The following is a 12,032-nucleotide window of genomic DNA, read 5'->3' on the forward strand; positions in this document are numbered from 1 at the left end:
CGCGACGATGGAGCCATGACGAACGAGCAGTGCGCCGTGGACATCAGCGGCCTGGTGAAGCGGTTCGGTTCGCATGCTGCGGTCGATGGCTTGGACCTGCGGGTGGGGGCTGGAACTGTTCACGGTTTCCTCGGGCCGAACGGAGCCGGGAAAAGCACCACTCTCCGGGTGCTCCTTGGTCTGTATCGCTTTGATGAAGGCAGTGTGCAGGCGCTCGGAATGAACGTGGCCACTCGATCGGCCGAGGTGAACCGCCGGATCGGCTACGTCCCTGGTGACGTTTCCCTGTGGCCGAACCTGACCGGCGGGCAGGTGCTCGACGCATTCGCCGGGTTGCGTGGGGCACGCGACGAGCAGCGGGAGAAGGAACTGATCGAGCGGTTCGAACTCGACCCGACCAAGAAGGTGCACGCCTATTCCAAGGGCAACCGGCAGAAGGTTGCTCTCGTTGCCGCCTGCGCCGCCCCGGTCGATCTGTTGGTGCTCGACGAGCCGACCAGCGGTCTCGACCCGCTGATGGAGTGGGAGTTCGGGGTCTGCGTGCGCGAGGCGGTGGCCGCAGGACGAACAGTGTTGCTGTCGAGCCACATCCTCTCGGAGGTCGAGCAACTCTGCTCGGAGGTGACGATCATCAAGGACGGCCGTCTGGTCGAGACCGGCTCGCTCGCCCAGATGCGCCACCTCGCCTCCTCAACCGTGACCGTACGAGGCGCCGACGACGCGCTGGTCGCGTCGCTGGAGCGGGCCGGTGGCATCGCCCCGCAACAAACCGACGGCTCGGTGGTCGTGCAGGTGGCCCGCAATCGGTTGCCGGCCGTGCTCGCGGTCGTGGCCACGGCGGGGGTGCAGGACGTCAGCTGCGTTCCGGCCAGCCTCGAGGACTTGTTCCTGCGCCATTACCGGACGCCGTGATGAGCCCGCTGCTGCGACTTCTGCTGCGCCGCCACCGAGTCCGGATGCTGAGCTGGTTGATCGGCATTTGGGCGCTGGTCGCCATCGGCGCGCCGAGCTATCAACGGACCTATCCCAAGCTCGCCGATCGGCAGGTGCTGATCGACCAGATGAGTGGGTCTGCCGCGACCCGGGTGCTCTACGGAGTGCTGCGTGGCGGCCGGCTCGGTGAGTTGGTTTCGTGGGAGATCGGCACCTTCGCGGTGTTGCTCGGCGCGGTGATGGCGGTCCTGGTGGCGGTCGCGATCACCCGTGGTGAAGAGGAGAACGGCACGACCGAACTGGTCCGGGCAACCGGTGTCGGCGGACCGGCCGTGTTGCGGGCCTCGCTGGTCGTGGTTGTCGGCTGTTGCGTCGCGCTGGGTGCAGGCTGCAGCGCGATACTGCTCGTCGAACGGGTGACCTCCCCCGAGTTGACGGTCAGCGGAGCGTTCGCTTTCGGCGCCGTGGTGTCTGTGGCCTCCATCGTCTGTGGCGCCGTCGCTGTGTTGGCTGCGCAGGTGTGGCCGGAGGCGTCGACCGCGAGAGCGGCCGGACTGGCGTTCGTCGGGGCGGCCTACGCTCTACGTGCCTGGGCCGACGCGGGCGGCCCCGGCCAGACGCGCTGGTTCAGTCCGCTGGGCTGGAAGGACGTCGTAGCGCCCTACAGCGCGGACGACTCCCGGCCGATCCTGCTCGGCTTGGTGGTGAGCGCGGTCCTGATTGCGGTGGCACCAGCCTTGGCTGGCCGGCGCGATCATCTCGCCGGGCTGGTGCGTTCCCGGCAAACCTCCACTCGGCGACCGCCGGTCCGCTCGTTGGCGGTATTCGACGCCCGGGCGATGCTGCCGCGGGTTCGGACGTGGGTGATCGCGCTGGCGCTGACTGGGGCGCTGTTCGGTGGCCTGGTCGGTTCGATCACCGGAGTTCTCGACGACGACCCGCACACCCGGGACCTGATGCGCCGGATGACCGGCATCGACAACATCGTCGCCAGTTGGTTCTCGTACGCGGGCCTGATGGTTGGCGTCCTCACCGCCATCGCTGCAGTCGGCTGGGTGCTGGGCGAACGCGCGGCGGAGGCGAAGGGGTGGACCGAAGCGCTGCTGGCCACGGGCGTACGCCGCCGGTCTGCGCTGGCCACCCGGTTGCTGCTCGCAGCCGGTGCGGTGGTTGTCGTGTTGCTCGCCGCGGCGATCCCAGCAGCACTCTTCGCCCAGGTGTCGTACGGCTCGGACCACGCCGCCTGGCGCGCGACCGCGTACGTCCTCGGTCAGGCGCCCGCGGCGTTCGCCTTCGTCGGTCTGACCGGGTTGCTGCTCGGTATTGGCCGCCGCATCGCGCCCGCAGCGTGGGCGGTCGTGGCGCTCGCGGCCGCCCTGTCCTTCTTCGGCGGATTGGTGAAGGTGCCCAGCGGGTTGCAGCGTCTCTCCCTCTTCGATCACGCCGGTGACCCGGTCGGTGGCAGCTACCCCTGGACCGCCCAGATCACCCTGTTAGTCGTCGCCATCGCGGCCGGAACAGTGGGTGTTGTCCTGCACTCCCGGCGGGATCTGACGACCGACTGACCCACCCCCGCGCAAACCCTGCAGTTGCGGTCAAACGCTGACGTTCTACCTGCAGCGTCCGGCGGCAACCGCAGCATTTGGGAGGTAGGGCACCGTGGTCGATAACCTGTGCGGGTGCTGACCGTTCAAGAAGCCCTCCTCACCCTGCAGAAGTTCTGGACCGACCGTGGCTGCATGGTGGTCCAGCCGACCAACACCGAGGCGGGCGCGGGAACGATGAACCCGGCCACTGTCATGCGGGTGTTGGGTCCGGAACCGTGGCGTGTCGCCTACGTCGAGCCGTCCGTACGGCCCGATGACAGCCGTTACGGCGAGAACCCGAACCGGCTGCAGACCCACACCCAGTTCCAGGTGATCCTCAAACCCGACCCGGGCAACCCGCAGGAGCTCTACCTCGAATCGCTGGCCGCGCTGGGCATCGACCTGAACGCCCACGACGTGCGCTTCGTTGAGGACAACTGGCAGCAGCCGGCGATCGGCGCGTGGGGTCTGGGCTGGGAGGTCTGGCTGGACGGCATGGAGGTCACCCAGTTCACCTATTTCCAGCAGGTCGTCGGGCAGAACCTCGAGCCGATCAGCGTCGAGCTGACCTACGGCATCGAGCGAATCATGATGGCGCTGCAGGGCGTTTCGCACTTCAAGGACATGGAATACGCGCCGGGCATCAGCTACGGCGAGGTGTTCGGTCAGAACGAGTTCGAGATGTCCACCTACTACCTCGAAACCGCCGACGTGCAGACCAACCGCGAGCTCTTCGAGCGCTACACCGCCGAAGCGCAGCGGCTGGTTGAGGCTGGCCTGCCGGTGCCCGCGTGGACCTACGTGTTGAAGTCGTCCCACGCGTTCAACGTGCTCGACAGCCGCGGCGCGGTGTCGACCACCGAGCGAGCCCGTTCGTTCTCGCTGATGCGCCGGTTGGCGCGCGAAACCGGCGCGTTGTGGACCGCTCGCCGGGAAGAACTTGGCCACCCCCTGCTGAAGCCACACGGCGAAGCGCAGAAGATGATCACCGGCCAGGCGGTCATGCCGCCCAGTGAGGGTGAGTCGCTGCCGGCCAAGGCCACCTCCGACCAGCCTCAGACGTTCGCCTTCGAGGTCGGCGTCGAGGAACTGCCGCCCCATGTCGTCGAGCAGGCGATCGAGCAGGTGCGCAGTGGGATCACCGACGGTCTGGCCGGCTCGCGGCTCGACCACGGCGACGTCACCGTTGTCGGCACCCCCCGCCGAATCGTCGCCACCGTCGCGTCGGTCTCGGCTCACGAACCCGACGCCGAGACCCTGCGTAAGGGTCCGAAGGTGTCCGCAGCCTTCGATGCCGAAGGCAACCCGAGCAGGGCCTGCGAGGGCTTCGCCCGCGGCCAGAAGGTCGCCGTGACCGACCTCGTACGCGCGCAGTTCGACGGCGCCGAACACGTTGCGGTGAAGGTGGCGCAGCCGGGCCGGGGCGTGCTGGAGGTGCTCGGCGAAATCGTCGAGACCGTCGTCGGCTCGTTGCGCGCCGACAAGAACATGCGCTGGGGCGACCCCGACCTGTCCTACAGCCGTCCGGTCCGCTGGTTGGTCGCGATGTGGGGCGCCGACCTGGTGCCGGCGCAGATTTCGCAGCTGCGCACCGGCCGTACGACGTATGTCCACCGCACCGACCCCCAGGCGTTGGTGCCGGTCAGCACGGCCGACGAACTGACCGCCCTGTTGAGCGGAAAGGGGATCGTGCTCGACCCGGCGCAGCGCCGCGCCCAGGTCGTCGAACAGGCGACCGCGCTGGCCACCTCGGTCGGCGGCAGCATCGACTTCGACGCGGAGTCGGCCCTGGTTGATGAGATCACCAACCTGGTCGAGCAGCCCCACGGGATCCTCGGTTCGTTCGACGAGAAATACCTGCGCGTCCCCGAGCAGATCCTCACCACCGTCATGCGCAAGCACCAGCGCTACCTGCCGGTGCGCGCCGCCGACGGATCGCTGATGCCCCACTTCGTGACGATGGCCAACGGCGATTGCGACGACGACGTGGTTCGCGGCGGCAACGAGTCGGTGCTGCGAGCTCGTTATGACGACGCCGCCTTCTTCTACGACGCCGACCTTCTGGTGCCGCTGGCCGACCTGCGCGCCGGCATTGGAAAGTTGACCTTCGAGGACCGCCTCGGGTCGATGTCCGACCGCGCCGACCGCATCAAGGACGTCGCTGCGGCGCTCGCCGATTCGATCGAGGTGTCTGCCGCCGACCGCGCGACGATGACCCGCGCCGGCGAACTGGCCAAGTTCGACCTGTCCTCGCAGATGGTGGTCGAGCTGTCGTCCCTGGCTGGTTTCATGGCCCAGGAATACGCCGCTCAGGCGGGGGAGACCCCGGCGGTTGCCGCCGCGCTGTGGGAGATGGAGTTGCCGCGGTCGGCTGGCGGCGCGTTGCCCACCGCCACTCCCGGCGCGCTGCTGGGTGTCGCCGACCGGCTCGACCTGCTGACCGCGATGTTCGCGATCGGCGCCAAGCCGACCGGTTCCTCCGACCCGTTCGCGCTGCGCCGCGCGGCGCTCGGCCTGGCCAGCATCCTGCGCTCGCGCAGCGAGCTCTCCGGCATCACGATCACGGCCGGATTGGCCGCTGCGGCCGACCGACTTCGTACGCAGGGGGTTGCGGTGAGCGACGAATCGCTCGCTGCCGCAAAGGAATTCATCGAGGGCCGGTTCCTGCAGCAGCTGCGCGACGAGGGCTACTCGGCAGAGCAGACCGCGGCCATCACCGCGCTCGCCGACGCCCCCGGCCGCGCCGAGCAGGCGCTCGCCGATCTCGCCGCAGCGCGTAAGGAGCCGCAGTTCGCTGCCTTGGTCGAGGCCGTCCAACGGATCACCCGGATTGTCCCTGCGGGCACCCCGGCGTCGTACGACCGCAGCAAGCTCAGCGAACCGGCCGAGACCGCGCTGGCCGACAAGGTCGACGGGCTGGCCGACCACGCCGCCAATGGACTGCCGGATTGGGTGCCCGACGCGTTGCCGCTGGTCGACCCGCTGAACACCTTCTTCGACGAGGTGCTGGTCATGGCCGAGGACCCCGACGTCAAAGCGGCCCGCCTGGGCCTGCTGCAGACCGTGGTCGCCCGCGCGCCACAGGGGCTGGACTGGAAGGCCGTCCACGCCGGCGCCTAACTTCCAAACGGGTTGGTCGCGGGGGTTCGGGGTCAGGCGCCGCTGAGAAGTGCAGCCGACCGTAGGCTGTTCGCATGAGCAACGAGCAGCATGGTTTCTCCACCCGCGCCATCCACGCCGGGTCCGAACCTGATCCGCGCACCGGCGCCGTGACCCCGGCGATCTACCAGACCTCGACCTACAAACAGGACGGCGTCGGCGGCTTCCGGGAGGGCTACGAGTATTCGCGTTCGGCCAACCCGACCCGTACGGCGTTGGAGACCTGTCTGGCCGAGATCGAAGGCGGGGCAAGGGGATTCGCGTTCGCCTCTGGGCTGGCCGCGGAGGACACCCTGTTACGCGCGGTGTTGCAGCCGGGTGATCACATCGTCATTCCGACCGACGCCTACGGCGGCACCTTCCGCCTGGTCGACAAGACGCTCAAGCGGTGGGGCGTCGACTACAGCCTGGCCAAGGTCGCGCAGGCCGACGCCATCCGTGGCGAGATCCGCCCGGGCGTCACCAAGCTGATCTGGATCGAAACCCCGACGAACCCGATGCTGGGCATCGCCGACATCGCGGCCATCGCTGCGGTGGCCAAGGACGCCGGCGTCTTGCTTGCCGTCGACAACACCTTCGCCTCCTCCTACCTGCAGCAGCCGCTCTCGCTCGGCGCCGACATCGTGATGCACTCGACGACCAAGTACGCCGGTGGTCACAGCGACGTCGTCGGTGGCGCACTGATCGTCGGCAAGGGCCGCGACGAACTTGCCGATGCCGTTGCGTTCCACCAGAATTCGCTCGGCGCGGTGGCTGGCCCAATGGACTCGTGGTTGGTGTTGCGCGGGCTGAAAACCCTCGCGGTGCGGATGGAACAGCACTGCACGAACGCCGAGCAGGTCGTGGCCTACCTGCAGGGTCGACCCGATGTGAACGCGATCCACTATCCGGGGCTGGACTCCCACCCCGGCCACGACATCGCCGCCCGCCAGATGAAGCGGTTCGGCGGGATGGTCAGCTTCCAGCTCGACGGCGGCGAGCAGAACGCGGTCGATGCCATCGGGCGTACCAAGGTTTGGACCCTGGGTGAATCGCTCGGCGGCGTCGAGTCGCTGATCGAGCACCCAGCGCGGATGACCCACGCCAGCGTCAAGGGCACCGAACTTGAGGTTCCCGGCGACCTGATCCGGCTCTCGGTCGGCATCGAAAACGTCGAGGACCTCATCGCCGACCTCGACCAGGCTCTCGGCTGATGCTCTGGGTGGTGGTCGTGCTGCTCGGGGGAGCGGCGGTCGCGCTGTTCCGCACGGCCGCCGTCGAGAAGGCGCGTTGGGAGGACCATCGTCGCCAGGTCGCTCTGATGCGGCGCTGGGAGCAGTCCCGCGCCGGTGGCCCGTTCGATCAGAACGCGAAACCGATGCCCACGGTGACGTCCCCTTACGCCCGTCCGAGCAGCGAAGATCCGCCGACGCTGCCGCCACAGCCGGGGCAGACCCGGGTCTTGTGGGGCTGGTTGGTGGTTGCCTGCGCACTGCTCGCCCTCGCCGCGGCGATAGCAAGCAGCTGAAGGTAAAGGGTCGGTCAGGAGATTGTTCCTCTGAGCAGTGCTGTCACCCCTGGATGGCAGACTGAGAAGCATGTCTGTCGCCGTTGAAGCCGAGAATCTCGTCAAGCATTTCAAGGACGTGAAGGCGGTCGATGGGGTCTCGCTGCAGGTGCCCCAGGGCAGCGTTCTGGGCGTCCTCGGGCCTAACGGCGCCGGCAAAACCACGACGGTCCGGATGCTCACAACGCTGATCCCGATGGACGGTGGCCGCGCCACCGTCGCCGGTGGTGATGTGGCGACCCAGGCTCAAGATGTCCGCCGCCGGATCGGCGTCTCCGGACAGTTCGCCGCGGTCGATGAATATCTCACCGGCTACGAAAACCTCGAGATGGTCGGCCGGCTCTACCACCTGGGTCGCGCGCAGGCAAAGACTCGGGCGCGGGAACTGCTTGCTCAGTTCCGGTTGGAGGATGCCGCCGACCGCCCGGCCAAGACCTACTCAGGTGGCATGCGCCGCCGGCTCGACCTCGCCGGCGCCCTGGTCGCCCGGCCGCCGGTGATCTTCCTCGACGAACCGACCACCGGACTCGACCCACGCAGCCGTGGCGACATGTGGGACGTCATCACCTCGCTGGTGGGCGACGGCGCATCGGTGTTGCTGACCACCCAATATCTCGAAGAGGCCGACCGCCTCGCCGATAACATCATCGTGATCGACCGTGGCCGGATCATCGCCGAGGGAACAGCCGACCAACTGAAGGCCCAGGTCGGCGGTGAACGGCTCGAGGTCACCGTCGCCGATGAGGAACGGCTCGACGAGGCTGCGCGGGCGCTGCTGCCCGTGGGCAGCTCCGAACCCAGCATCGACCGGCAGACCCGTCAGGTGATCATGCCGGTCGACGGCGGAACTCAATCGCTGCTGGCCGCCGTACGACGACTCGACGACGTTTCAATCACGGTGCAAGACATCGGGATCCGCCGCCCGACTTTGGATGATGCATTCCTGTCGCTGACCGGCCACGCGGCCGAGGGGACAGGCGAGGGGGAGAAGACGGTATGAACGAGTTCCTGGGCGATGTCGCCGCGGTCTCGAAACGCAATCTGCTGAAGATCCGGCGGGTGCCCGACCTGCTGGTGTTCACCACACTTCAGCCGATCATGTTCGTGCTGCTGTTCGGCTATGTCTTCGGTTCATTGGCCGGAGCAGGCGCGGGCGCGCAGTCCGGATACCGCGAGTTCATGATGGCCGGGATCTTCACGCAGACGATCATCTTCGGTGCCACGATCACCGGCTACATGATGGCCGAGGACATGAAGAAGGGTGTGATCGACCGCTTCCGCACCCTGCCGATGCACCCCAGCGCGGTGCTCTTCGGCCGCACCTTCACCGACGTCCTCAACAACGTGATCGTGCTGATCGTGATGTCGCTGACCGGTCTGTTGATCGGGTGGCGGCTGCGCGGCAGTTTCACCGACGCCGTCGGGGCTTACCTGTTAATGCTGCTGTTCGCGTTCTCGCTGTCCTGGATGTTCGCGTTCATCGGACTCAAGGTGCGTTCGCCGGAGGTCGTCAACAACGCCTCGTTCATGGTGATCTTCCCGGTGACCTTCATCGCCAACACCTTCGTTCCGTCGCAGAACATGCCCGCTGTGCTCAAAGCTTTCGCCGGATGGAACCCGGTGTCGACGATCACCCAGGCGGCCCGCGAAGGGTTCGGCAACCTTTACGCGCTCAGCGGCGGCGCCGACCACGCCGCCGTCGACACCGCGACGCGCTACACCTGGGCGCTGCAACACCCGTGGATCTACACCGCCGCTTGGGCGGTCTTGCTGCTGGTGATTTTCGTGCCGCTGTCGACGCGGGCTTATCGCAAGGCAGTAGCCGCCTGACACACGCAAAGGGGCTGCCTCCCAGTCGGGAGGCAGCCCCTTTGCGTGTGCGGTGGAACTCAGCCGTTGTAGGGCACCGCGTCGACGATCTTGACCTCGATGGTCTTGCCGTTCGGTGCGTCGTACGACGTCGTGTCGCCCTTCTTGCGGCCCAGGATGGCCGCGCCCAGCGGCGACTTCTCCGAGTAGACGTCCATGTCGGTGTCGCCGGCGATCTCGCGGCTGCCGAGCAGGAACTTCTCGGTGTCGCCGAGCATCTCGACGGTCACGACCATGCCGGGTTCAACGATGCCGTCATCGGCCGGCTTCTCGCCAACCGTCGCGTCGCGCAACAGCGCCTCGAGCTGACGAATGCGGGCTTCCATCTTGCCCTGCTCGTCCTTAGCCGCGTGGTAGCCACCGTTTTCCTTGAGGTCACCCTCCAGGCGGGCTTCCTCGATGCGCTTGGCGATCTCGTGACGGCCCGCGCCGGACAAATGGGTGAGCTCGGCCTTCAGACGGTCATACGCCTCCTGCGTGAGGTAGGTCGAGGAGGCCTCGGAAGTGCTAGTCACAATTGTCTCCTTGCGGCGATAGCTCGCCTTGCGTTCAAAAGTCGAGGCCCGGACCACCCGCCCTGCGGGAGTCCAGACCTGGCCTGTAGGTATGAAAGATCCACTGTACGCCGCGTCACACTCGATGTCACACGAGTTGGCGTTTGGCCGAGACCTCGCGCAGCAGGTTCAGCCGAGTGCGCAGTGATCGACCATGCCGGTCACCGCGGGCGCCGCGGTCTGCACCGTACGGGTGTAGCGGGTGCTCTGGAAGTGGCTGCCCGGCAGGTGCACGTCGACCTTGCCGACCTGGGTGTGGCTGAGGTCGTAGGCGATCAGGGTGCAGGTCACCGGGCGGTTGTTCTGGTTGATGACGTCGAAGGTGACGCTGACCCGGGTGTTGCTGACGACCGTGTTCTGCGCCTGTTCCCAGGAGATTCCCCGGCTGGCGGAGACGCCCCACCAGATCGACAGGGCGACGCCGATCGTGACGAGGATTCCACCGATCACCCACCACCGGCGCTGGGACGTGGGCGCGGCGGGGCTCTGCATGAGTGAGAGGATAGGCCGGGCCAAACCGGGCTTTACGACGAGGTGGATTCAGTGACGGAACAGTTGCGACTGCTCGCGGTGCATGCGCACCCCGATGATGAGTCGAGCAAGGGGGCCGCGACGCTGGCGAAGTATGCCGCGACCGGTCACCGAGTGATGGTCGCCACCTGCACCGGGGGCGAGCGCGGCGACGTTCTGAACAAGAAGCTGGAGAACGACGCAGAGATCAAGCGAAACCTGCCGGAGGTCCGGCGCCGCGAGATGGCAGCCGCTCAGGCGGCCCTCGGCGTCGAGCATGTCTGGCTCGGCTTCGTCGACTCCGGCCTGCCCGAGGGCGACCCGCTGCCGCCGTTGCCGACTGGCTGCTTCGGGTTGGAACCGCTGGAGGTGACAACCGAGGCGCTCGTACGAGTTATTCGGGAGTTCCGTCCGCACGTCCTGACGACGTACGACGAAAACGGCGGCTACCCGCACCCCGACCACATCATGTGCCACGACGTGTCGCTCGCTGCGTTCCGCGCGGCCGCCGACCCGCAGCGTTTCCCGGGAGCCGGCGAACCCTGGCAGCCGCTGAAGGTTTATTACGACCGCGGCTTCTCCAAGGAGAAGATCGTGGCGATGCACGAAGGTTTGCTGGCGATGGGCAAAGAGTCGCCGTTCGCCGAGTGGATGGCCCGCTGGGAAGACCGTCCCGCGGGTCGGGTGACCACCCGGATCGAGTGCGCCGACTACTTCGCGCAGCGGGAGCAGGCGCTGCTGGCCCACGCCACCCAGATCGACCCGGACAGCTCGTTCTTCGCGCTGACACCGGCGCAGCAGGGCGAACTCTGGCCGACCGAGGAGTTCGACCTCGCAGCCAGCTTCGTGGCGGTTCCCGACGGCGAAGACGATCTGTTCGCCGGAATCCCCACCGACGTCGCCGCGGCAGATGCGCTCGCGACCGACCCTCCGGCCCTGGTCGTCGACGATGTCAAGAAGCGTGAGGTCGCCTGATGGGTGGGACCGAAGCGACGAACGTCACGGCCGGCATCTGGGGATTCGTCATCCTCTTCGGGCTCGGCCTGGCCTGCTGGGTGTTGTTCCGCAGCATGAACCGACACCTGCGCAAGGTCCGGTTCGAGGAGTCCGACCGGGAGCGCGCTAAGGATCCCGGGGTGCCCAAGGCACCGTCGCAGCGGCCTGAGGACGACTGATCAGGGCGTTGGCTTGAACACCGCGAGCATTGCCGCGATGTAGTGGCAGGTGAACCCGGCCAGGGTCAACGCGTGGAAGATCTCGTGGAACCCGAACCAGGTCGGTGACGGATTGGGGCGCTTGGTGCCGTAAACCACCGCGCCGACCGTGTAACACAAGCCGCCGGCGGCCAGCAGCGCGCAGATCGCCGTTCCGCCATGGGTCATCAGGTCGCCCCAGAAGAACACCGCGACCCATCCCAGCGCGAGGTAAATCGGAACGTACAACCAGCGCGGTGCACCAACCCAGAAGATCCGGAAGACCACACCCAGGAACGCGCCGATCCACACGGTGAGCAGCAGCTCGATGCTGCGTCGCTCCGGCAGCAGGGTCAACGCGAACGGCGTGTAGGTGCCGGCAATGATCAGGAAAATGTTGGAGTGGTCGAAGCGCTTCAGGAAGCCCTCGGTCCGAGGTGACCACGATCCGCGGTGATAGACCGCCGAGATGCCGAACAGCAGGCCGGCGCTGAGGGTGAAGATGAACCCGCCGACCCGCCCGCGGAAAGTCGGCGCAACCATCACCAGCACCAACCCGGCGACCATCGCGGTCGGGAACATTCCGGTGTGCAGCCAGCCGCGCAGCTTGGGTTTCATCCGAGCGATCAGCGCGGAGGCATCCTCCTGCGCGCGCTCTATCGGCCCGCCGGTCTGTTTCATG

At 67.2% G+C, this 12,032-nt stretch carries 12 protein-coding genes; 9 read left to right on the top strand and 3 right to left on the bottom strand.

The window, feature by feature from the left end:
- Nucleotides 1–15 precede the first annotated feature (15 nt).
- From ACYU98_RS00055 to ACYU98_RS00085, 7 genes are all read left to right on the top strand, one after another.
- Nucleotides 16–912 carry an ABC transporter ATP-binding protein gene (locus ACYU98_RS00055; protein ID WP_460466125.1) on the top strand — a complete coding sequence of 299 codons (897 nt, stop codon included), beginning with the start codon at nucleotides 16–18 and terminating at the stop codon, nucleotides 910–912.
- Nucleotides 912–2,498 carry a hypothetical protein gene (locus tag ACYU98_RS00060; RefSeq protein ID WP_460466126.1) on the top strand — a complete coding sequence of 529 codons (1,587 nt, stop codon included), beginning with the start codon at nucleotides 912–914 and terminating at the stop codon, nucleotides 2,496–2,498. The genes ACYU98_RS00055 and ACYU98_RS00060 overlap by 1 nt, the downstream gene beginning before the upstream one ends.
- Nucleotides 2,499–2,612: 114 nt before the next feature.
- The gene (locus ACYU98_RS00065) at nucleotides 2,613–5,639 is read left to right on the top strand and encodes a glycine--tRNA ligase (RefSeq protein ID WP_460466127.1); all 3,027 of its coding nucleotides are present in this window, start codon (nucleotides 2,613–2,615) and stop codon (nucleotides 5,637–5,639) included.
- Nucleotides 5,640–5,713: 74 nt separating this feature from the next.
- Entirely contained in the window at nucleotides 5,714–6,871 is a 1,158-nt protein-coding gene (locus ACYU98_RS00070) for a cystathionine gamma-synthase (protein WP_460466128.1), read from the top strand.
- Complete coding sequence (locus ACYU98_RS00075; protein WP_460466129.1) at nucleotides 6,871–7,185, top strand: hypothetical protein; 315 nt, start codon at nucleotides 6,871–6,873, stop codon at nucleotides 7,183–7,185. The genes ACYU98_RS00070 and ACYU98_RS00075 overlap by 1 nt, the downstream gene beginning before the upstream one ends.
- Nucleotides 7,186–7,255: 70 nt before the next feature.
- Nucleotides 7,256–8,224 carry an ATP-binding cassette domain-containing protein gene (locus ACYU98_RS00080; protein WP_460466130.1) on the top strand — a complete coding sequence of 323 codons (969 nt, stop codon included), beginning with the start codon at nucleotides 7,256–7,258 and terminating at the stop codon, nucleotides 8,222–8,224.
- Entirely contained in the window at nucleotides 8,221–9,054 is an 834-nt protein-coding gene (locus ACYU98_RS00085) for an ABC transporter permease (RefSeq protein WP_460466131.1), read from the top strand. Before ACYU98_RS00080 ends, ACYU98_RS00085 begins: the two co-directional genes overlap by 4 nt.
- Before the next feature lie 59 nt (nucleotides 9,055–9,113).
- Here the strand turns inward: ACYU98_RS00085 and greA are convergent, their stop codons facing one another.
- Both greA and ACYU98_RS00095 read right to left on the bottom strand, forming a co-directional pair.
- Entirely contained in the window at nucleotides 9,114–9,608 is a 495-nt protein-coding gene (gene greA, locus ACYU98_RS00090) for a transcription elongation factor GreA (RefSeq protein WP_460466132.1), read from the bottom strand.
- 168 nt (nucleotides 9,609–9,776) lie between these two features.
- On the bottom strand, nucleotides 9,777–10,139 hold the full coding sequence (locus ACYU98_RS00095; RefSeq protein ID WP_460466133.1) for a DUF4307 domain-containing protein: 363 nt from the start codon (nucleotides 10,137–10,139) through the stop codon (nucleotides 9,777–9,779).
- Between the two features lie 51 nt (nucleotides 10,140–10,190).
- Here ACYU98_RS00095 and mca point away from each other — a divergent pair, with 51 nt between their 5' ends.
- Nucleotides 10,191–11,132 carry a mycothiol conjugate amidase Mca gene (gene mca, locus ACYU98_RS00100; RefSeq protein WP_460466134.1) on the top strand — a complete coding sequence of 314 codons (942 nt, stop codon included), beginning with the start codon at nucleotides 10,191–10,193 and terminating at the stop codon, nucleotides 11,130–11,132.
- Complete coding sequence (locus ACYU98_RS00105; protein ID WP_460466135.1) at nucleotides 11,132–11,332, top strand: hypothetical protein; 201 nt, start codon at nucleotides 11,132–11,134, stop codon at nucleotides 11,330–11,332. Before mca ends, ACYU98_RS00105 begins: the two co-directional genes overlap by 1 nt.
- Here the strand turns inward: ACYU98_RS00105 and trhA are convergent, their stop codons facing one another.
- Nucleotides 11,333–12,031 carry a PAQR family membrane homeostasis protein TrhA gene (trhA, locus tag ACYU98_RS00110; protein ID WP_460466136.1) on the bottom strand — a complete coding sequence of 233 codons (699 nt, stop codon included), beginning with the start codon at nucleotides 12,029–12,031 and terminating at the stop codon, nucleotides 11,333–11,335.
- Nucleotide 12,032 lies beyond the last annotated feature (1 nt).

Source organism: Calidifontibacter terrae (assembly GCF_054778835.1).

Bases quoted from the DNA above. Each gene is read 5' to 3' on its own strand.
- ACYU98_RS00055 (WP_460466125.1), top strand. From the start codon at position 16: ATGACGAACGAGCAGTGCGCCGTGGACATCAGCGGCCTGGTGAAGCGG.
- ACYU98_RS00060 (WP_460466126.1), top strand. From the start codon at position 912: ATGAGCCCGCTGCTGCGACTTCTGCTGCGCCGCCACCGAGTCCGGATG.
- ACYU98_RS00070 (WP_460466128.1), top strand. From the start codon at position 5,714: ATGAGCAACGAGCAGCATGGTTTCTCCACCCGCGCCATCCACGCCGGG.
- ACYU98_RS00075 (WP_460466129.1), top strand. From the start codon at position 6,871: ATGCTCTGGGTGGTGGTCGTGCTGCTCGGGGGAGCGGCGGTCGCGCTG.
- ACYU98_RS00080 (WP_460466130.1), top strand. From the start codon at position 7,256: ATGTCTGTCGCCGTTGAAGCCGAGAATCTCGTCAAGCATTTCAAGGAC.
- ACYU98_RS00085 (WP_460466131.1), top strand. From the start codon at position 8,221: ATGAACGAGTTCCTGGGCGATGTCGCCGCGGTCTCGAAACGCAATCTG.
- ACYU98_RS00095 (WP_460466133.1), bottom strand. From the start codon at position 10,139: ATGCAGAGCCCCGCCGCGCCCACGTCCCAGCGCCGGTGGTGGGTGATC.
- ACYU98_RS00105 (WP_460466135.1), top strand. From the start codon at position 11,132: ATGGGTGGGACCGAAGCGACGAACGTCACGGCCGGCATCTGGGGATTC.
- trhA (WP_460466136.1), bottom strand. From the start codon at position 12,031: ATGAAACAGACCGGCGGGCCGATAGAGCGCGCGCAGGAGGATGCCTCC.